We start from the raw sequence: 18,882 nt of genomic DNA on the forward strand, positions 1-18,882 counted from the left end.
ATGTGAGAAACAGTTCTGCGGAGCCGCGATCAGAGCCCAGCGTCGGCGTCGGTCGTTCGCTCGCTCACCGCGACCCCGAGATACCCGCCGAGCGCGCTGAGCGCCACGAGGTACGCGACTGCGACGAGCAAGCCGACGGTCAGTCCGGCGATACCGACGAGTGCCGGCACGGCCAGGGACAGTTCCGTGGCGACGACGGCAGCAGCGCCGACGAGGAACAGGAACAGCAACACGAGCGGCGCGGCGACGACCAGCCCGGCGTAGGCCCCCACGCGGATGCCGTCCGTCCGATCGGTCGCCTGGAGGTATCCCGAGACGAGCCCGCCGACGACCGGCGAGAACGGCACGAACGACGTGAGCACAGTCACGATACCGCCGGCGACGGCGTTCGTCAGAGTGTCGGGCGACGCGATGCTGTCCGCCTCGTGGTGTTCCGCGTGGCGCGCCCGAGCGCGGCGGCGATACGCCAGGAACCCGATCCCGCCGAGGACCAGCAGGAGGCCCGTGACCAGCAATCCGATGCCAAGCCACCACGCGAGGGCGTAGGTGACGTCGATCAGTTCGGCGTTCGTGAGTTCGGTCGACTCGATTCGCCCCTCTGCGACGAGCTGTGCGATCCACGCTCGATCGGCGCCCCCGTAGACGGCCAGTCCGATGGCAGCGACCGCCAGGCCGCCGAGAACGAGCATGCCGGTGACGAACCACTCGACGAATCGAGCCAGGGGCTCGTCCGGTCGGCGCTGCTGTACTGTCGTCTCCGCTGTCGATGCTGACATACCACTACCGACGCGCCCAGAGTAGATATAGATTCAGTGACAGATAGTGGCACAACAGGCGAGGGAGGAGACCGACGCTAGTCGTAGGTCTCCTTCTCGGCGACGGTCACGCTCGTCCCGTCGGAGGCGACCACGACGGCGGTCGATCCGCGGTCGTCCTCGGTCCGGATCGTCAGCGGTCCCACCGTCGCGGTCTCGCCGGCTTCAGGGATCGCAACTGTGCCGACCGTCGCGTTGTCCCGGGTGACGCGCACCCCGAACCCGTCGTCAGTAGGGACGACCGCGACCCGGTGGTCGTCGACCCGAACGTCGGCCTGCACCGGATCAGTGGTGAACGATCGGGTCGTCTCGCCGTCAACGGTCAGATCGACGGCGTAGGCCGATTCGTTGCCGGTGACGTCCCAGCCCGTCCGCTCGGCGCGGACGGTTTCGCGCCAGCCGAGCCCGCCGACGTTGACGCTCGCTTCCCCATCGAAAGCGACGGACGGCTTCCGTTCGGCAATAGTCCAGATGCTCCGGGATTCGCTGGCGACGATCAGTCCGTCGTGAGTTACGTCAGTGGCGTTCTCGACGTCCAGCAAGACGAGGGTCTGTCCGCCGGTGACGTTCTCCTCGTAGGTCACCAGGTAGTCGCCAACCGTGACCTCGCCCGTGTCGGTCACCGAGCCGGCGTCGACCGTAATCGGTCCGTAGAGCAAACCCGGAACGATCAACAGGAGTCCGACCGTCCCGAGAGCGAGCAACGCGACGTTCCGATGGGTCGCCCACCGGGTATCCCGCCCCCAGACGGCGGCCGGAACCGCGGGAGCCGCGAGTATGACAACTGCGAGGACGACCAGCGCGATGATCGGCGCGAGGCCGGCGATCTCCGGGACGAGCCCGGAGATCGAAACCACCAGCGAGAGTGCGAGCACCCCGACGAACAACGCGAACGGGAGCGCGAGGAGGAGCAGCCAGCCGATCGCGAGCGGACGGGGGATCGAGCGGTCGCTGCCGGCCACCGCGACCGTCACCAGTCCGGCCAGCACGAGGACGACGACCACGCCGGCAGCGCGATACAGGTAGAAGACGTCCTCGCCGGGCCAGACGAGCAGCCACAGCGACAGCGCGAGGCCGAACCCGACAGTACCGAGAAACAGCGTCGAAGGAGAGAGCCGCCGCCGGCGCGAGCGGAGCAGCCCGATCGCCACTACTGCGCCGACGACGAACCCGAGCATGTGTGCCTGAAACGCGATCGACGCCCACGACGGCGGCGACGGCCCGCTGGGTGAGATCGATCCCGTGACCACCGGGTTCACGAACGCCTGATAGAGGGTATCGAGCGCCCTCGAACCGACGACGGCCCCGACGGCCGCCCACGGATTCAGCACGACTGCGAAACCCGCGACCGCGAAAACCGCACCAGAGAACCCGAGTCCCGGCCCCAGCGAGAAGATTCCCGTCAGGAGCGCGACGGCGAACATCGCGGCCGGCACGAGCGCGATCCGCACGCCGGGCCGGTACCGCCAGCTACCGTCGGTGGCCAGCAGCGAATCGCGCTCGCGTCGCGATGGCGGGTAGTGTCCCCACGCGTACTCGGCGACGAGCCCGAACGCCAGCGTCCCAGTCATGTTGCTGACGAGATGGGCGGGCGAGCCGTGGGCGAACCCCGAAGTCACGACGCCGAACGGGTAGAAGTACGACCACGAGACGAAGGGGAGCGTCAGTGGATCGTCCCAGTGGGCCAGGCCGCCCTGGGCCAGCAGGTAAAACGCCGTGACCAGCGCGACTGCGATCAGCGTTCCCCACGGAACGCCATAGACGAGCCGACCGTCTGTGAGCCCACGCCATCGCTGCCACCCGTCGTAATAGGACACCGCACCGACGGCGACGGCCAGGGTCACCAGGAGGGCGGCGACAGAGAGCGAAACCATCAGATGTTCCGAGGGCGACAGATCGTATCAATGGTTCGGTCGTTCCGCGTCCACAACGTTTATTGAGACAGTCTGGCAAGGGACGAGCGAGTATGTCAGCCGAACCCATCAGCAGGCGCCGCGCCCGCCAGCCGACCGTTTTCCCCGGGTTCGGCTTCGTTTTCGCGAGTTAGGGGCGGCGGACTGTGTGGCTGACGCTGGCGCGTCGCCGCAGACGAAACCGCTCTGGTGTCGATCCACGTCGACGGCTGGCTCCCGACGGCCTCGACAGGATCGACGCGAGCGATCACTATAAGAACCGTTAACTGACGAACCCACGGTTTCCCTAACAAGAAATGAAGCTCCCGGAAACGCAGGTCGCGGTCCTCGAGGCCGCGAGCGCGAACGAACCACGGACAGTCGAATCGCTTTCCGAAGACCTCGATCGCAAGCCCGAGTCGATCACTCGCGCGGCCTTCGAGCTGGCGGACGAGGGGTTGCTCGACGTGAGCGAGTCGATCGATGAGTCGGTCTCGCTGACCGAAGAAGGACGGACGTACCTCGAAGACGGGCTGCCCGAGGTCCGGCTGTACGAGGCAGCGATCGATGCCGGCGGTGACGACGACCCTGTCCAGATGGGGCAGGTCATCGGCGCGTCCGGCCTCGAGGGCGGGGCCGTCGACATCGCGCTGTCGAACTTCGCCCGGAAAGGCTACGGCGGGATCGACAGCGGCGAGATCACCGCCAATCCCGACGCCGGTGGGGACGATCCGGAAGCGACGGCGCTCGAATCGATCGCCGGCGGCGACGCCGACCTGGTGACCGAAGACACGCTCGACCAGCTCGAACGACGCGGGCTGATCGAGCGCTCCGAGCGGACGGTCCGGTCGGTGCAGCTCACCGACGAGGGCGTGACGGCGCTGATGGAGGGCGTCGAGGTCGCCGAGGAAGTCGACCGGCTCACGTCCGAGATGCTCACCAGCGGCGAGTGGCGCGACGTGGAGTTCAGCGAGTACAACGTCGCGGCCGACGCGCCCGAGATCGAGGGCGGCAGGCACCATCCGCTACGGTCGATGGCCGAGCGCGTCAAGGACGTGCTGGTCGGGATGGGGTTTTCGGAGATGCAAGGCCCCCACGCCGACGCCGAGTTCTGGATCAACGACTGTCTGTTCATGCCCCAGGACCACCCTGCCCGCACCCACTGGGACCAGTTCGGGCTGGACGTGCCGCCGATGCAGGACCTTCCCGAGGACGTTCGTGAACGCGTCGAGGCGGCCCACCGCGAGGGTGTCGGCGAGGACGGCGAGGGCTATCACTCCCCCTGGGGCGAGGACATGGCTCGCCAGATCGACCTGCGCGGACACACAACGTCGCTGTCGGCCCGGTACCTCTCGGGGATCGCCGAGGGCGACCTGGAACCGCCACAGCGGTTCTTCTCGATCGAGAAGGCCTACCGCAACGACGAGATCGACTCGACGCACCTGCTGGAGTTCTTCCAGATCGAAGGGTGGGTCATGGCCGATGACCTGTCGGTGCGGGACCTGATGGGGACGTTCACGGAGTTCTACGAGCAGTTCGGGATCACCGACCTGCGGTTCAAGCCCACCTACAACCCTTACACGGAGCCGAGTTTCGAGCTGTTCGGCGAACATCCCGTCACGGGCGAGGTCGTCGAGATCGGCAACTCCGGGATCTTCCGCCCGGAGATGCTCGAGCCGCTGGACGTCGACTGTGACGTGATGGCCTGGGGGCTGGCCCTGGAGCGACTGATGATGCTGGTGACCGGCGCAGAGGACATCCGCGACGTCCACGGGACGCTCGTGGATCTGGACTATCTGCGAACCGAGGAGGTGCGTTACTGATGCCCACTGTCGACATCGACACCGACGAACTGCGCGAGTTGACCGGCTACGAGGACAAAAGCGACGAGCAGCTCAAAGACGACCTGTTCGAGCTGGGCCTGGAGTACGAGGGCGAGACCGACGAGGGTGAGTTGCGCTTCGAGTTCGAGCCCGACCGGCTGGATCGCCTCTCGGTCGAGGGCGTGGCGCGCTCGCTACGGTATCACTACGGCGACAGCCGCGGGGTGCACGTCCCGAGCACCAACGGCGCCGAGTGGACCATCGAGGTCGAGGACGTCCCCGAAGAGCGGCCGTACGTGACGGGCGCGATCGTTCGCGGGCTCGACTTCAGCGAGACCGCCTTCGACTCGCTGATCCAGCTCCAGGAGAAGCTCCACGCGACTATGGGTCGCAAGCGCGCGAAGGGCGCGATCGGGGTCCACGATCTCACCATGTTGAAAGGCGAAGCTGCAGTGGAGGGGAGCCGAAAGACCATCCGCTACACCGGCGTCGATCCCGACGAGGCGCGGTTCGTCCCCCTGGAGAGCGACGCGGAGATGACCCCTGCCGAAGTCATCGAGGACCACCACATCGGCAAGGAGTACGGACACCTCGTCGCAGACATGGATCGCGTCCCCGCGATCTACGACTCGATCGGCCTGTTCTCGTTCCCGCCGGTGGTCAACGGTCGCCGGACGGAGGTGACGACCGGCTCACGGGACCTCTTCATCGAGATGACCGGCACCGACCAGTGGACGATCGACCACATGCTGAACATCGTCTGCTACGCGCTGGCCGCACGGGGCGGGACTATCGAGGACGTCCGCGTCGAGTACGAGACCGCACCCGACGAGTATCCCCCCGAGCTGATCCGGCCGGACTTCTCGACGACAGAGAAGACCGTCGCCCACGACGACATCGAGACGACGCTGGGGATCGACCTCGGCGAAGACGAGGTGCTCGATCTGCTGGAGCGCTCTGGTCTGGCAGGCGAGCCGACCAACGACGGTGAGGCAGCCTACGACGTCACGATCCCGCCCTATCGCGTCGACGTGCGCCACCCCGTCGACGTGATCGACGACGTCGGGCGGGCGTACGGCTTCAACGATCTGGAGCCGCGCTATCCCGACATTGGGACGATCGGCGGCCGTCACGAACGGTCGCGACTCGAGCGGGCCGTCCGCGAGACGCTGGTCGGCCTGGGGTTCCAGGACCTGCTGAACTTCCATATGACCGACGACGAGCAGGTCAGCGGCCGGATGAATCTCGGCGACGCCGACGGCGTGCTGGGGGCCAACGAGCCGGTTCGGATCGAGAACCCCTACAGCGAGGATTACACGATCGCCAGGTCGTGGCTGCTGCCCTCGGTCATGCAGGTGCTGGAGAACAACACCCACCGGAGCTACCCCCAGGACCTGGCGGAGGTCGGCTGGGTCGCCCACCGCGACGACGAACAGAACACCCGCGTCGCCGAGTCGCGCCACGTCGCGGCCGCGCTCGCGCGCCACGAGGTGTCCTTCGAGGACGGGAAGGCCCGGCTGCAGGCACTGGTCGAATCGTTCGACGCAGAACTCGAGACGCCGCCGACCGAGCACCCGTCGTTCATTCCGGGTCGGGCCGCCGAGATCGTCGTCGACGGTGACGCTGTCGGCGTGATCGGCGAGGTTCACCCGGGGGTGCTGGTCGAGCACGACCTGGAACTGCCCGTCGTCGCGTTCGAGTTCGACGTGGAAGCACTCCGCTAGGAGCGGTCGGTCAGTCCGTAGCAACCGGCCCGAAGGAAGTTCGGACCGGGGTTTTTGCTCCAGCTTTTTCGAGGAGTACGAGAGCAAAGCTCTCCCAGACTATGCGAACGGCGGCGACGCCACCGTGAGCAGAGAGCGAGTCGCGGGCACGCCCGCGGCCGAATACGGTGGAGCCGCAACGCTGTTTCCGCAGAGTCGCGGACCGAGGAAACCCGACGAAAAATGAGGTGTTTGCGCTACCAGTCGGGCGTAATCCGCGACAGCCGCATCGCGTTGCCGGTCACGCCGAGACTCATCCCCATGTCGCCGACGACGACGGCCATGGCGACGCTGACCAGCCCCAGCGGCACACCGAGCGCGAGCAGGGCTTTCACGCCCAGACTGGCCCAGATGTTCTGTCGGATGACGCCATTGGCCGTGTGCGACAGCGAATACAGGTACGGGAGCTGCCCGATGTCGTCGCCCATCAGCGCGATGTCGGCCGTTTCGAGGGCGGTGTCCGTCCCCGCCGCGCCCATCGCGATCCCGACGTTGGCGGTCGCCAGTGCCGGCGCGTCGTTGATGCCGTCGCCGACCATCGCCACCTCGCCGTATTCGGCCTGCAAGTTCTCGACGGCACCGACCTTCTCGTCGGGCAGGAGCTCCGCGCGATAGTCGTCGACGCCGACCTGTTCGGCGATCGCCCGCGCGGTCCCCTCGTTGTCGCCGGTCAGCATGACGACGTTCGCGACGCCCAGTTCGTGGAGTCGTTCGACGGCTCGCCGGGCGTCCGGGCGCACTTCGTCGGCGATCGCGATCGCCCCCAGCAGTTCCGTCTCCGTGCCCACGAGCACGACCGTCTTGCCCTCCCGCTGCAGAGTGGCGATCGTCTCCGCATCGAAGGTGTCGTCAGAGTTACCTGCAGCCGCGGTCACGGCTCCGCCGTCGGTGACGCCCCGGGCGCCGAGATCGAAGCCGAGGTCCTCGAACAGGGCGGGCTTGCCCGCGTAGTAGGTCTCGTCGCCGATTCCGGCACGGACGCCCCGCCCGGTCAGACTCTCGAAGTCCGAGAATTCGGGGAGGTCAGTCAATCCGTATCTCTCGGCGCGGTCGCGGATCGCCGCCGAGATCGGGTGCTCGCTCCGGCGCTCCAATCCGGCAGCGTACCGCAGCAGCGTCGACTCGTCCGTGTCGCCGATCGGGACGACGTCGGTGACGGTCAGCTCGCCCCGAGTGAGCGTCCCGGTTTTGTCCAGTGCGACTGCGTCGATATCGCCCATCGCCTCAAGGTGGTTGCCGCCCTTGACGAGGACGCCGTTCTTCGCGGCACTGGTGATCCCCGAGACGACCGAGACGGGCGTCGAGATGACGAACGCACAGGGGCAGGCGATCACCAGCAGGGTGAGCCCGCGGATGAACCACGTTCCCCAGTCGCCGGTGAAGGTGAACGCGTACCCGGCCACGCCGACCGAGAACGGATCGGAGATCAACAGCGGCGGAAGCACAGCCGTCAGGATCGCCAGCACGACAACGATCGGCGTGTAATAGCCCGCGAAGCGATCGACGAACTGCTCTTTTTCCGTCTGCTTCTGCTGGGCGCCCTGTACCATCTCGATGATGCGCGCGAGCGTGGAGTCGCCCGCCGTCGAGGTGACCTCGGCTTCGAGATAGCCCTCGGCGTTGATCGAGCCGGCGTAGACCTCGTCGCCGACTGTCTTGTCGACGGGGACGCTCTCGCCGGTGATCGGTGACTCGTCGACCGCACTCTCGCCTTCGATGACGGTGCCGTCCAGCGGGATCTTCTCGCCGGGCCGGACGATCACCGTCTCGCCGATCTCGACTTCGTCAGCGGGGACGGCCACCTCCTCACCATCTCTGCGGACCGTCGCCTCGTCGGGAGACAGTTCCATTAGCTCCCGCAGAGAGTCTCGTGCCCGGTCCATCGCGTAGTCCTCCAGCAACTCGGCGACGCTAAAGAGCACGGCCAGCGTGGCGGCCTCGACGAAGTAGCCGATGGCAGTCGCAGCGACAATGGCAAAGCCCATCAGCAGATCGATGTCCAGGCTCAAGTTCTTCGCCGAGTAGTAGCCACCCCGCACGACCGGCAGACCAGCGGCGACGATCGCGACGACGAAAAGCGCGTCCGCAACCGTCAGCGGCTGCTCCAGGACGGTTGCCACGACTGGATTTCCAGTGAAGACGAACTCGAAGACGAGCCCGAGAGTGAGAAAGACCGCGCCGACCCAGGTCTTGATGGCCCGCGAACTCGTCCAGACCTCAGAAGACGGGGCGACGTCAACGCCATCAGTCGACGCGCCGCTGGTGTCCGCTGCGTCGCTGTCGTTTCCGACGACCTCGTAGCCGGCGTTCTCGATCGCCGCGACCACGTCGGCCTCGCCGGTGCGTTCGGGATCGTAGACGACCTCGACGCGGCCAGTCGTCGGCTGGAGCGTGGCGTCGACGACGCCGTCGACGCGCGCGAGGCTCTTGTCGACCTTCTTCGCACACGAGGGGCAGTCCATCTCGGGGACGGCGAGCTCGGCGGTCAGCTCCCGCCGCCCGTCACCGGGACGCCGCGAGTCTTCGTCAGTCATCACTGCAGTCTAGGGGACTCAGCTCGATAAGGGTTAGTTGGAATATTCCAAACTATAGCTGAGTCGGCGAGCCGGAGAGCTGAGATCCGTCGACGTGTCGCTTCGCGAGGTACTGTTCGGCCCGCCGGAGGCGATAGGTGAGCGTCGATCGGGGCACGTCGAGGTGGTCAGCGAGTTCGCCGACGTCGACCACCCGGGGAGACTCGTAGTAGCCGTGTTCGACGGCTGCCCGGAGCGCGGCTTCCTGTTCGGGAGACAGTCCGCCAGGATCGTTCGGATCGGCGGCCGCTCCTGGGACATCCGCCGTCCGCAGCATCTCTAGCCGGGCGCAGTCCCCGACCGCGGCTTCGAGATCCTCGAAGAAAGCAGTCACGTCACCCTCCCCGGAGTGGATGATCCGCCACGTGTAGTGGCGGGCCTCGTGGCGGGTCTCGAACAGCAGGCCGTCGCCCAGGCGCGTGCGGGCCAGGTGCGGGACGGAGATGCAGGTGAGCGTCCGCTCCCACCGGGAGTAGAGGACGAGCGCGTCGTCGGTGTGTTCGAGGATTTCGGTCGTCTGGGTCGCCCCGCAGTCTTCGGTCGCCAGACAGTCGGCGTAGTAATCGGTGTCGAGGAAAGCCGCCGAGATCGCATCGAGCGCCTCGCGCGAGCCCGTCGCGTGGTCGACCCGCCAGAGCCGGTCGTCAGTGGCGTGTAGCGACAGCGATCGGACCCGGGCGTCCGGGTGTTCGGCGAGGGCGTCGGCCACCCTGTTGCACCCCGGCTCGTATTCGAGGGCGAAGGCGAGTTCGCGCATGTGGCGTCTACGGCGTGACGCCGGATAGTCCCCACGCTGGCGCGTCGCGAACGCGCGCACAATGAGGGACTTTTTAATGAATGGGGGCGTAGCCGGGTCCAAGATGTTCAACGCGATCGTCAGTGCCGACACGCTGCAGGCGACGCTGGACTCCGTCAGCGTGCTGGTCGAGGAATGCAAGATCCACCTCGAGGAGGACGGGCTGGAGATCCGGGCGGTCGATCCCGCGAACGTCGGGATGGTCGATCTCTCCCTGAGTGCCTCGGCGTTCGAATCCTACGAGACCGACGGCGGACTCATCGGCGTCAACCTCTCGCGACTCGAAGACATCGCGGGGATGGCCGATGCCGATCAGCTGATCCACCTCGAACTCGACGAGGAGACCCGCAAGCTCCACATCGCCATCGACGGCCTGGAGTACACGCTGGCGCTGATCAACCCCGACTCGATCCGTCAGGAGCCGGATCTGCCCGATCTCGATCTCCCCGCACAGATCGTGCTCGAAGGACGGGACATCGATCGCGCGGTCAAAGCCTCCGATATGGTCTCCGATCACATCGAACTCGGCGTCGACGACACCGACGACCTGTTCTACGTCGACGCCGAGGGTGACACCGACGACGTCCACCTCGAACTCACCGCTGAGGATCTGATCGATCTCACGGCCGGCCCGGCCAGTTCGCTGTTCTCGCTCGATTATCTCAAGGACATGAACAAGGCGATCCCCTCCGACGCCGAGGTCACGGTCGACCTGGGCGAGGAGTTCCCCGTGAAGCTGCACTTCGAGATCGCCGAAGGGCAGGGCCAGGTCACCTACATGCTCGCGCCGCGGGTCCAGAGCGACTAGATTCGCACGACGTGCCGCCAGTTCTGTTTCGCCGACAACTCCAACTCCGAGAGTAGCGTCAGTTATTGCTCTCGCCGTGCTGTGTTCGGACCGAATCAGAAATCGAGATAGAGAAAACGACTGTCCGATCGGTTATTCCGGGCAGTCGTCGTTCAGTTCGTACGTCCCGCACGTCGCGAGGTCGGTGTACGTCTTGGTTGTCGCAACCACGTCGCTCAGGCTCCCGTCCGACAGGTCGACAGTTCGCCATTCTCCATCGCCCGCGTTATGCGCCCAGAGGGTCTCGGTATCGTCGAACGCGAGTTGGCTGAGGACCGCATACGCGTCTCTGTCGTCGGATTCCACGATGATCTCGTCGTTGGCCGAGTCGTTCAGATCGACCTTGAAGAACGCCCCGTTCACACTGAAGTACAGCACTCCGTCATCATCGGCAGCGATGTCACCGAACGTGTTGCCGGTGACGGGAAGAGTACGGACGTTCTCCGGGATCACGATCCCGTCGTCTTCGACGACGCTGCCATCGGCGTTCAGTTCGACCTTGAAGAGGGCGTCGCCGCCCTGAGGCGTGAAGTAGTACGCCCCGCCGTAGAGCGTCGCTCCCGCGATGCTGTCGCCGCCGGAGATACTGCTGCCACCGTTGTACGTCTTGATCCCGAGGCAGCCGTCCTCGTTCATCGTCCTGAGGATGCCACCTTCTTCGGTGAAGTACCAGATCTCGTTCTCCGGGTCGAACGCCAGCCCGTTCGGGTAGTTCTGGTTGCTGCTGTTGTCGGGGATGTCCCCGACGACTTTTTCGACGATTTCGTCGTCATCAGCGTCGTACCGGATACTCCAGATTTCGACCTCGCCGTCGTCTGATCCAACCCGCGACGTGCCGTACATCGGGCACTCCGGGAGCGTCTCCTCACAGACTCCGATGCCGAACTGGAAGTACGTCGCCCAGTTTCCGCCGTCGGTGATCTCACAGCCCTCGCAGCCGTCTCCCCAGGCGGTTTCGTCGCGGGTGCAGTCCTGAAGTACCTCAATGCCGTCTAGATCGAACGCATCGGCATTCCCATTGTGTAGACTGGGATCCGTCTTGTCCACGATACGGAGCTTCTCCGTCGACTCGATCTCGTCGTAGTCCTCGTCGGCAGGGTTTCCGAGGTCGAACGTGGATAGCGTGTGCGCTTCGGGGCTATCTTCATCGCCTTGTCCCGAGTTGTCCGCTGTGCCGAGGAACCGCCAACCGCCATCGTACCACGCGTAGACGTCGGCCTTTTCCTCTGGATAATCTGCAAACGTAACCTCCCAGAGTCGTAAGTCGTCGCCGTCGCCGTTCACGACGGGACAGTCGAAGGTGACCTCGATCCAGCCGCCTTCAGCCTCGAATCCACCATCTCCATCGGGCATGAATCCGAGGCTGAAGAAGTCCCCGTCCGGATACGCCTTGACCAGCGCGTCCTCGGGGTCCGACCTGTCATCAGCAATGGGGTCGCCGTTCTTCTTGACTCCCTGTTCGGCCTCATAAGTCGCATCGGCAGCGAAGTACGGTGCTTCTTTGAGAACTTCATCAACCACGGCGTGAGCAGCAATATAGACACAGTCACCTACCTCAACGCCACAGCTGTCTACTTCTTCCCACTTTCCGCCTCCACCCTTGCCTCTGCCGTTTCCGCCACCGACCTTGTACTCGCAGATCTCGTCAAAGTCGATAGTGTAGGTGTAACTGGTGACGCCGTCACCGTACTCCTCCTTGGTGAACGGGAACTGACCGGGCGCGCTCGATAGCTCCTTCGGATCAGTTTTGCCGACGTAGAGGTGTGTTTCCCTGAGATACCAGTCGTTTTCCGTATCTCCATCCAGCACGTACTCGACTTCTATTTGTTCCTCACCGGGGACTCTCCGCACATACACTGTGCCGACCTCGATGTCCTGCGCGGCACACAGTTGAACCTCGGCCTCACACTGTGGTCCACATCCGGGCCCACAATGTTCGTCAGCCGCCGCCGTGCCGGTAGCCGAGACACCAATCAATCCAGCTACCGAAGCTGCCCCCACGCCCTTCAGTACTGTTCGTCGGTCGATACCCCATTCAAGACTGTCAATTTCGTCTGTCATACGTGATCCTCCCCCCCAGGGAGGTACTAGTATCTTACTCGGAATGATCATATATATGGAATAGACAGTTCAGGACCGTTCATGTATAGTAACCGTTAACTTATACGCCAGACCACACAGGGAGTTTGGTGAGTTTCTTTTGTGCTCTTTCGAACCGTTTCAGGCCACATCTAGTCGAATGAGCTACAGATGAACCATACGCCTAGTTTATATAGTCATATTATCATATCCTGGATGTCCAGCGACGATCGGTCCTCCTCGCGAGCAGCAGATTGTTGTCGAACTCATACACCGTGGGGTGAAACAGTCGCTTCCGAGCCGACGGGATCACTGTCGGATCCACGTATACCGGTCGAAAAACCATACTAGAAGATCTGACCCCACCTTTCCCACATTCTTGGAAATACAGCGCAATACTATTATAGTCTGGCCACTACGAACGAGTGTGACTCAACGATGACGGGATATGCGATCGTTCTCGCCTCGGGCGAGCTCGAACGGGTACAGGCAGTAAGCATGATCGGCTCGATCGCCGCAGCATCCGAGACACCGGTACAGGTGTTTGCGACGATGAATGGCCTGACGGCCTTCGAGAAGGAGACTGTCGAGAGCGGCGACTTCGAGGTCGCCGGTCCGGCGGGCTACGCGATGCTCGAATCGGACGGCGACGAGGTGCCGCTGTTTACCGAGCAGCTCGAACGGGCGAAGAACCTCGGCCCGCTCGAGGTCTACGCCTGCGAGATGGTGATGGACGTGATGGGAAACGAGATCGACGACTACGTCGACGTCTTCGACGGCGTGCTCGGCGTTTCGGGCTTCCTGCAGAAGGCGTCGGACAAACAGGTGCTGTTCGTCTAAGGTGATACAATGAGTGAATCCATTTCCCCAGACGTGACGGTCGACTCGCGCGGTGCAGCCTGCCCCGGTCCGCTGATGGACCTGATCGGCAAGGTTCAGGACGCGGATCCCGGGACCGTGATCGAACTCCAGACAAGCGATAGCGGCTCCAAGGGCGACGTGCCCGAGTGGGTCGAGGAAGCCGGCCACGAGCTGCTCGACACCGTCGAACACGACGACTACTGGAGTCTCTACGTGGAGACGACAAAGTAGTATTGTAATGATTGTACAACGCAATAGAGGAGTACACGTATGACAGAACGGATTGTCATCGTCGGTGGCGGCACGGGCGGCACAGTGCTCGCCAACCGGCTGACTGAGCGACTCGAGCCGGAGATCGACAGCGGCGACGTCGAGGTCGTGTTGATCAACGACGGCGAGAAGCAGTTCTACAAGCCGGCGTACCTGTACGTTCCCTTCGGAAAGAAGGACGTCTCGGAGGCGAGCAAGCCGATCCGGGACCTGATCCCGCGGGCGGTCGACTTCCGCGTCGATCGCGTCGAGCGCGTCGATACCGACCGCAAGCGAGTGACGCTTGCCTCGGGCGGCGGGCTGTCGTACGACCAGCTCGTGCTGGCGACGGGCGCGAACCTCGCTCCCGAGAATACCCCTGGTCTGGTCGAAGGTGGCCACCACTTCTACGGGCCGGAGGGCGCAGAGGCGCTTCGGGAGGAACTCGCCGAGTTCCGCGAGGGCCACATCGTCCTCAGCGTGATCGGCGTGCCCCACATGTGCCCGGCCGCACCCGTCGAGTTCACGCTGATGGTCGACGACTGGCTGCGCAAGCGCGGCCTCCGAGAGGACGTCGAGATAACCTACACCTACCCGATCCAGCGTGCCCACGGCCTGCAGTCGATCGCCGACTGGGTCACCCCGATCTTCGAGGAGCGCGACGTCAACCTGGAGACGTTCTTCAACGTCCAGGAAGTCGATCCGGACGCCCAGGTCCTCGAAACGATGGAGGGCAAGGAGATGGAGTACGACCTGCTCGTCGGGATCCCGCCCCACGAGGGGAGCGACCTCGTTCGCGAGGCCGGCCTCGGCGACGACGGCTGGGTCGCGGTCGACCAGCACACGCTGGAGGCAGAGCACGCCGAAGACGTCTACGCGATCGGAGACGCCGCGGACATCCCGACCTCGAAAGCGGGCAGCGTCGCCCACTACGCGGCCGGGACGGTCGCCGCCCGGATCGCGTCCGACGTCCGCGGCGAGATACCGACCGCGAGCTTCGACGGCAAGACTGTCTGCTTCATCGAGACCGGGATGGACGAAGCCACGTTCGTCTCGTTCGATTACGGGTCCGAGCCGACGATGCGCGAACCTTCGAAGCCGATCCACTGGTCGAAACTGGGCTACAACGAGTCCTACTGGCTGACCGCAAGGGGGCTGATCTGAGATGAGCGAGACGGAATCTACACAGACTCCCGACGACTTCGAGACGCTGATCGAGGAAAACCCCGAGGCCGTCGCGAACCTGCTCGAACGCCTCGATGAAGAGGGGACTGACGTTGCTGCGCTGCTGAACGGATCGAGCGGGGAGGCGAGCGTCGACCTCGAAGCTCCCGGGCAGTCGCCCCTCTCGGACTCGATCGACGGCAACGAGGAGGAACTGGCCGAGGGGCTAGAGTCGCTCGCACAGATCCAGCGCACCGGGACGCTGGACGATCTGCTGGAGCTGTCCCAGGTCGCCTCGCTGCTGATGGGCGCGATGGACGACGAGATGGTGATGAGCCTCTCGAATCTGGGTTCGGAGCTGGGCGGCGTGGCAGACACGGCCGCCGAAGAGGACGTCTCGCGCGGACTCGAAGGCGTGCTCCACGCCGTCGGCGACGTCAGCGAGGAAGAGCCCGAACCGGTCGGTGCGATCGGCTTCGCGAAGGCCCTGCGCGACCCCGAGGTCAAGGCCGGTCTCGGCGTCGCGCTGGCGCTCGTGAAGGCGCTCGGTCGAAACGTCGGGAACACAGAAGACGCCTGACAGTATTTGTTTTATCGATATATCCGGGGTTCTTACCCCCACCAGAGCTGATCTAAATACCCCATATATTCGGCAATCAGAGCCGACGCTTCGCAGATCTCAGAACGTCTTCCAATAGTAACAGAAAAATATAATGTAGAAGATCGTATATCCCCGGATGCACTATGTCGCTCGACAACGTCATCAAACGTATCAAGTCGTGGCTCGGCCGTGGCGACGATGCCGACGGAGACGCATCGAGCGCGTAGTTGCCACTGCCGATCGTTTTCAGGTACTCGGCCGTGACGACGCTGTTCGTCCCGGCCGGTCACTCGCCGGTGGCCTGTTCGACCCAGCCGGGCTGTTGATCGTCGGCTTCCAGTAGCCGTTCGACGTACTTGGCCATCACGTCCACCTCGACGTGAACCGGATCGCCGACCGCCTTCTGGGAGAGGGTCGTCACCTCGTAGGTCTCGGGGATGATCGCCACCTCGATCGACTCGGGGTTGCGTGCGGCGATCGTCAGCGAGATGCCGTCGATGGCGATCGACCCCTTCTCTACGAGGTACTTGTCGTGTTCCTCGGGAATCGAGAAGGTAAAGCGCCAGTCCTCGCCGACTTCCTCGATGTCGAGGATTTCAGCGGTCCCGTCGACGTGACCCTGGACGAAGTGACCGTCGAAGCGACCGTCGGCCGGCAGCGCACGCTCGAGGTTGACGCCGTCGCCCTCCTCGAGCTGGTCGAAGAAGGTCCGGTCGAGGGTCTCCTCGGCCAGGAACACCGAGAAGTAGTCGTCGCCGTACTCCTCGACGGTCAGACAGACGCCCTCGACGGCGATGCTCTGTCCGCCCGAGAGATCCTCGAACGGCGACTCGATGGTGAGTCGACGGCCGCCCTCGGTGTCGTTGATCTCCGTGACCGTACCCGTCGTCTCGACGATGCCGGTGAACATACCGGCGTCTTCGGACGGAGTCGGCGAAAGGGTTGCCTTTCGTTCTCACCGCGAGAGAACGCCGACATCGAGCGGTGTGTTTTTGTCGCTCGCCGCCCAACACGCGCCGATGACAGCCAGCGTCGCCGAGACGGTCGAACGAATGGCCACCGCACTTCTGGTGGTCCCGGTCGTGGTGGCCGGCGCGCACCTGCTGATCGGCGGACAGGTCGGTGCAGGTGCTGTGCTGCTGGCGATCGCGGGACTGATGATCGCGATTTCCGAGTACGTTACGCGTCCGAGCGACGTGCCGACCTCGGCCGCACAGCGAGTGGTCGGCTGGGTCGCTACCGAACCAAAAGAGGACGAGTGAACTACCCCTGCCTACTCCCGTTACGGCTCTTTGAGGACGGGGGCTTACCGCCTGAAATCAGCTAAACGCTATTCGACGGGGATCGAGCGACCCTCGTCGTCAGGGTGCTGCTTCTGGAGCGTGACAGTCAACACGCCGTTCTCGTAGGTGGCGCTGGTACCGTCTTCGGTGACCGGATCGGGTAGCCGCACCGACCGTTCGACTGTCTCGTGGGACCGCTCGCTTCGGACGTAGATCCCTTCCTCGCGCTCTTCGGTCTCGCGTTCGCGCTCGGCGACGATACGGAGCGTCCGCTCGTCCGGTAGCGTCACGTCGATATCGTCGGCCTCGTAGCCGGGCAGGTCGACGATGGCGACGAGCTGATCGTCCTCGTCGCGGAGGTCAATCGCCGGTCCGGTCAATCCACTGCCGAACTCGACTGGATCGATGTTCGCGAACTGCTCGCTCAGGCGGTCGAACATTCGCTCGATGTCGTCGAAGGGGTCTGATCTGGACGGCATGACTGCTCGTTACTACGTTACGTCTCAACTTAATGTTGTTGGAGAGAGGTCAGAACTTGGGCAGCAAGAATTACAGCGGTAGCGAGGCGAAAGGCCACCCGTTCACGAAACGACGTGTTCGGTATCGTAGGACCCGAGTCGCCGGACCCACCCGTTCTCCGCCAGGTGCTCGATTTCCTCGAGGGCGGCCTGCGTGCGGTCCTCGTAGAGGCCGGCCTGGAAGTCCACGTGGAAGACGTAGTCGCCGAGTCGTTCCCCGCTGGGCCGCGATTCCAGCCGCGAGAGGTTGATGTCCCGTTCGGCGAAGGGCTTCAACAGTTCCAGCAGGAGTCCGGGGTAATCGGAGTTAGGGTAGATGACGACCGACGTCTTGCCGCCGGCCGACGATCGCTCCTCGGCCCCGGCAATGGCCAGAAACCGCGTCGCGTTGGACGTCTGATCCTGGATGTCAGTCGCGAGCACCTTCAAATCGCCCGCATTGTCGGGATGAGCGATCGCGGCGATCGAGTCGCTCTCCCGGGCGCGTTCGACCCCGCGTGCTGTCGAGGCGACCGCTTCCAGTTCGACGTCAGGGTAGTGCTCTTCGAGATAGTCCCGACACTGTGCCAGCGCCTGTGCGTGGCTGGCGACGACATCGAACTCCTCGTTGCGGGCCAGGAGTGCGTGGCGGATCGGCGTGATGATCTCCCTGACGACGGCGATGTCGTACTCGGCCAGCGAATCCAGGCTCTCGGTGACGCTGCCCTCGATGCTGTTCTCGATGGGAATCACTCCGCGGTCGTACTCGCCGTCGGCGACAGCCTGGACGATCTCGGTCACCGATTCGGTGAACTCGATATCCTCGGAGATCGACTGTGCCGCTCGATGTGAGTAGGTCCCGCTCGGCCCCAGCGTGAGCGTTTGCATACCTGTCGATAAATCACACCACGTCAAAAACCGCCCGGTGTCGCTCTCAGCACGACGATCCCCGCGATCGTCATGTACACGCCGACGACCCCACCGACGACGCCGATCGCCAACAGCGCCCGATCGGACAGGTCCGGCGTCGACAGTCGATCGGACTCGACCACCACGAGTCCGCCGATGAGAAACAGCGTCACCCCCATCACCAGCTGCACGAGCGACAGCACCGGTAGCTGCGTTCCGGCGACGTACTGTCCGACGCCGTAACTCAGGTTCCCGATCCCGAGCACCAGCAGGCCGGCTCCGTACACGCGACGCGGGAGCTTCGCTGTCTCGACTGGAAGCGCCATGGGAGATCTATCCGCGCTGCGGTGTTAAACGCTCCTTTCGCTGCCACGACTCTCGCGGTTGCAGCGCCGATAAATCACATGTCGATATATGAAATCGGGCACGCACCGGCCCATCGCACGGAACTCCAGCTGGACCCCGATCGGTGCGCTCGGCCGCGACGACGTTCGTGCGGCCAGGGTCCGACAACCTGTTGACCGATCGGTGGTTTCGATGAGCGACGCAATTCGCGTACGCAGCCTCTTCGTGTGACTATTTCCCGTCGTAAGGAAAATAGCATGACCCGGGCCAGAACTTTCCTCACCAGCTCAGCTTTGCACGTTGAAGTAGGAGCGTGACGTAGGCGGTAGCAAGGACAGATGATGCCGATTACGGACTTTCTGTCGTGCACGCGCGTGTTCGACAA

At 64.2% G+C, this 18,882-nt stretch carries 17 protein-coding genes; 8 read left to right on the top strand and 9 right to left on the bottom strand.

Annotated features, from left to right (window positions below):
* Positions 1 to 29 precede the first annotated feature (29 nt).
* Together OB916_RS11485 and OB916_RS11490 are read right to left on the bottom strand one after the other, a co-directional pair.
* Complete coding sequence (locus OB916_RS11485) at positions 30 to 776, bottom strand: DUF5518 domain-containing protein (protein ID WP_315909438.1); 747 nt, start codon at positions 774 to 776, stop codon at positions 30 to 32.
* Positions 777 to 853: 77 nt separating this feature from the next.
* On the bottom strand, positions 854 to 2,689 hold the full coding sequence (locus OB916_RS11490) for a rhomboid family intramembrane serine protease (RefSeq protein WP_315909439.1): 1,836 nt from the start codon (positions 2,687 to 2,689) through the stop codon (positions 854 to 856).
* A 335-nt stretch (positions 2,690 to 3,024) separates the two neighbouring features.
* Between OB916_RS11490 and pheS the strand changes: the two genes are divergently transcribed.
* Together pheS and pheT are read left to right on the top strand one after the other, a co-directional pair.
* Entirely contained in the window at positions 3,025 to 4,530 is a 1,506-nt protein-coding gene (pheS, locus tag OB916_RS11495; RefSeq protein WP_315909440.1) for a phenylalanine--tRNA ligase subunit alpha, read from the top strand.
* Entirely contained in the window at positions 4,530 to 6,254 is a 1,725-nt protein-coding gene (gene pheT / locus OB916_RS11500) for a phenylalanine--tRNA ligase subunit beta (protein WP_315909441.1), read from the top strand. The genes pheS and pheT overlap by 1 nt, the downstream gene beginning before the upstream one ends.
* Positions 6,255 to 6,490: 236 nt before the next feature.
* Here pheT and OB916_RS11505 read toward each other — a convergent pair whose 3' ends face one another.
* Together OB916_RS11505 and OB916_RS11510 are read right to left on the bottom strand one after the other, a co-directional pair.
* Positions 6,491 to 8,827, bottom strand: coding sequence for a heavy metal translocating P-type ATPase (locus OB916_RS11505; protein ID WP_315909442.1), 2,337 nt, complete (start codon positions 8,825 to 8,827; stop codon positions 6,491 to 6,493).
* A gap of 52 nt (positions 8,828 to 8,879) precedes the next feature.
* Positions 8,880 to 9,623, bottom strand: coding sequence for a helix-turn-helix domain-containing protein (locus tag OB916_RS11510; protein ID WP_315909443.1), 744 nt, complete (start codon positions 9,621 to 9,623; stop codon positions 8,880 to 8,882).
* A 103-nt stretch (positions 9,624 to 9,726) separates the two neighbouring features.
* Here OB916_RS11510 and OB916_RS11515 point away from each other — a divergent pair, with 103 nt between their 5' ends.
* Positions 9,727 to 10,470 (top strand): DNA polymerase sliding clamp, encoded by a 744-nt coding sequence (locus OB916_RS11515; RefSeq protein WP_315909444.1) that lies wholly within the window; start codon positions 9,727 to 9,729, stop codon positions 10,468 to 10,470.
* Positions 10,471 to 10,602: 132 nt separating this feature from the next.
* On the opposite strand, the gene OB916_RS11520 is transcribed toward OB916_RS11515, so the two are convergent.
* Positions 10,603 to 12,570 carry a hypothetical protein gene (locus OB916_RS11520; protein ID WP_315909445.1) on the bottom strand — a complete coding sequence of 656 codons (1,968 nt, stop codon included), beginning with the start codon at positions 12,568 to 12,570 and terminating at the stop codon, positions 10,603 to 10,605.
* A gap of 456 nt (positions 12,571 to 13,026) precedes the next feature.
* On the opposite strand from OB916_RS11520, the gene OB916_RS11525 reads away from it, so the two are divergent.
* From OB916_RS11525 to OB916_RS11540, 4 genes are read left to right on the top strand one after another with little or no spacing between them, the layout of a single operon-like run.
* Complete coding sequence (locus OB916_RS11525) at positions 13,027 to 13,428, top strand: DsrE/DsrF/DrsH-like family protein (RefSeq protein ID WP_315909446.1); 402 nt, start codon at positions 13,027 to 13,029, stop codon at positions 13,426 to 13,428.
* A gap of 9 nt (positions 13,429 to 13,437) precedes the next feature.
* Positions 13,438 to 13,680 carry a sulfurtransferase TusA family protein gene (locus tag OB916_RS11530; protein WP_315909447.1) on the top strand — a complete coding sequence of 81 codons (243 nt, stop codon included), beginning with the start codon at positions 13,438 to 13,440 and terminating at the stop codon, positions 13,678 to 13,680.
* A 39-nt stretch (positions 13,681 to 13,719) separates the two neighbouring features.
* Entirely contained in the window at positions 13,720 to 14,862 is a 1,143-nt protein-coding gene (locus tag OB916_RS11535) for an NAD(P)/FAD-dependent oxidoreductase (protein ID WP_315909448.1), read from the top strand.
* 1 nt (position 14,863) lies between these two features.
* Entirely contained in the window at positions 14,864 to 15,442 is a 579-nt protein-coding gene (locus tag OB916_RS11540; protein WP_315909449.1) for a DUF1641 domain-containing protein, read from the top strand.
* A 307-nt stretch (positions 15,443 to 15,749) separates the two neighbouring features.
* Here OB916_RS11540 and OB916_RS11545 read toward each other — a convergent pair whose 3' ends face one another.
* Positions 15,750 to 16,373 carry a riboflavin synthase gene (locus OB916_RS11545; protein ID WP_315909450.1) on the bottom strand — a complete coding sequence of 208 codons (624 nt, stop codon included), beginning with the start codon at positions 16,371 to 16,373 and terminating at the stop codon, positions 15,750 to 15,752.
* Between the two features lie 109 nt (positions 16,374 to 16,482).
* Between OB916_RS11545 and OB916_RS11550 the strand changes: the two genes are divergently transcribed.
* Entirely contained in the window at positions 16,483 to 16,725 is a 243-nt protein-coding gene (locus OB916_RS11550) for a DUF7533 family protein (RefSeq protein ID WP_315909451.1), read from the top strand.
* 68 nt (positions 16,726 to 16,793) lie between these two features.
* On the opposite strand, the gene OB916_RS11555 is transcribed toward OB916_RS11550, so the two are convergent.
* The 3 genes from OB916_RS11555 to OB916_RS11565 form a co-directional block, all read right to left on the bottom strand.
* Positions 16,794 to 17,225 (bottom strand): Hsp20/alpha crystallin family protein, encoded by a 432-nt coding sequence (locus OB916_RS11555; protein WP_315909452.1) that lies wholly within the window; start codon positions 17,223 to 17,225, stop codon positions 16,794 to 16,796.
* 102 nt (positions 17,226 to 17,327) lie between these two features.
* Positions 17,328 to 18,131: a prephenate dehydratase gene (gene pheA / locus OB916_RS11560; RefSeq protein ID WP_315909453.1), complete on the bottom strand. Its 804-nt coding sequence runs from the start codon at positions 18,129 to 18,131 to the stop codon at positions 17,328 to 17,330.
* Positions 18,132 to 18,154: 23 nt separating this feature from the next.
* Complete coding sequence (locus tag OB916_RS11565; RefSeq protein WP_315909454.1) at positions 18,155 to 18,478, bottom strand: hypothetical protein; 324 nt, start codon at positions 18,476 to 18,478, stop codon at positions 18,155 to 18,157.
* Positions 18,479 to 18,882 lie beyond the last annotated feature (404 nt).

This window comes from Halapricum hydrolyticum (assembly GCF_025517535.1).
Taxonomy (GTDB): Archaea; Halobacteriota; Halobacteria; order Halobacteriales; family Haloarculaceae; genus Halapricum; species Halapricum hydrolyticum.

Coding starts and splice junctions, on each gene's coding strand:
- OB916_RS11545 (WP_315909450.1), bottom strand. CDS start 16,373: ATGTTCACCGGCATCGTCGAGACGACGGGTACGGTCACGGAGATCAAC.
- pheT (WP_315909441.1), top strand. CDS start 4,530: ATGCCCACTGTCGACATCGACACCGACGAACTGCGCGAGTTGACCGGC.
- OB916_RS11490 (WP_315909439.1), bottom strand. CDS start 2,689: ATGGTTTCGCTCTCTGTCGCCGCCCTCCTGGTGACCCTGGCCGTCGCC.
- OB916_RS11535 (WP_315909448.1), top strand. CDS start 13,720: ATGACAGAACGGATTGTCATCGTCGGTGGCGGCACGGGCGGCACAGTG.
- pheA (WP_315909453.1), bottom strand. CDS start 18,131: ATGCAAACGCTCACGCTGGGGCCGAGCGGGACCTACTCACATCGAGCG.
- OB916_RS11520 (WP_315909445.1), bottom strand. CDS start 12,570: ATGACAGACGAAATTGACAGTCTTGAATGGGGTATCGACCGACGAACA.
- OB916_RS11505 (WP_315909442.1), bottom strand. CDS start 8,827: ATGACTGACGAAGACTCGCGGCGTCCCGGTGACGGGCGGCGGGAGCTG.
- OB916_RS11530 (WP_315909447.1), top strand. CDS start 13,438: ATGAGTGAATCCATTTCCCCAGACGTGACGGTCGACTCGCGCGGTGCA.
- pheS (WP_315909440.1), top strand. CDS start 3,025: ATGAAGCTCCCGGAAACGCAGGTCGCGGTCCTCGAGGCCGCGAGCGCG.
- OB916_RS11565 (WP_315909454.1), bottom strand. CDS start 18,478: ATGGCGCTTCCAGTCGAGACAGCGAAGCTCCCGCGTCGCGTGTACGGA.
- OB916_RS11485 (WP_315909438.1), bottom strand. CDS start 776: ATGTCAGCATCGACAGCGGAGACGACAGTACAGCAGCGCCGACCGGAC.
- OB916_RS11550 (WP_315909451.1), top strand. CDS start 16,483: ATGACAGCCAGCGTCGCCGAGACGGTCGAACGAATGGCCACCGCACTT.
- OB916_RS11555 (WP_315909452.1), bottom strand. CDS start 17,225: ATGCCGTCCAGATCAGACCCCTTCGACGACATCGAGCGAATGTTCGAC.
- OB916_RS11510 (WP_315909443.1), bottom strand. CDS start 9,623: ATGCGCGAACTCGCCTTCGCCCTCGAATACGAGCCGGGGTGCAACAGG.
- OB916_RS11525 (WP_315909446.1), top strand. CDS start 13,027: ATGACGGGATATGCGATCGTTCTCGCCTCGGGCGAGCTCGAACGGGTA.
- OB916_RS11515 (WP_315909444.1), top strand. CDS start 9,727: ATGTTCAACGCGATCGTCAGTGCCGACACGCTGCAGGCGACGCTGGAC.
- OB916_RS11540 (WP_315909449.1), top strand. CDS start 14,864: ATGAGCGAGACGGAATCTACACAGACTCCCGACGACTTCGAGACGCTG.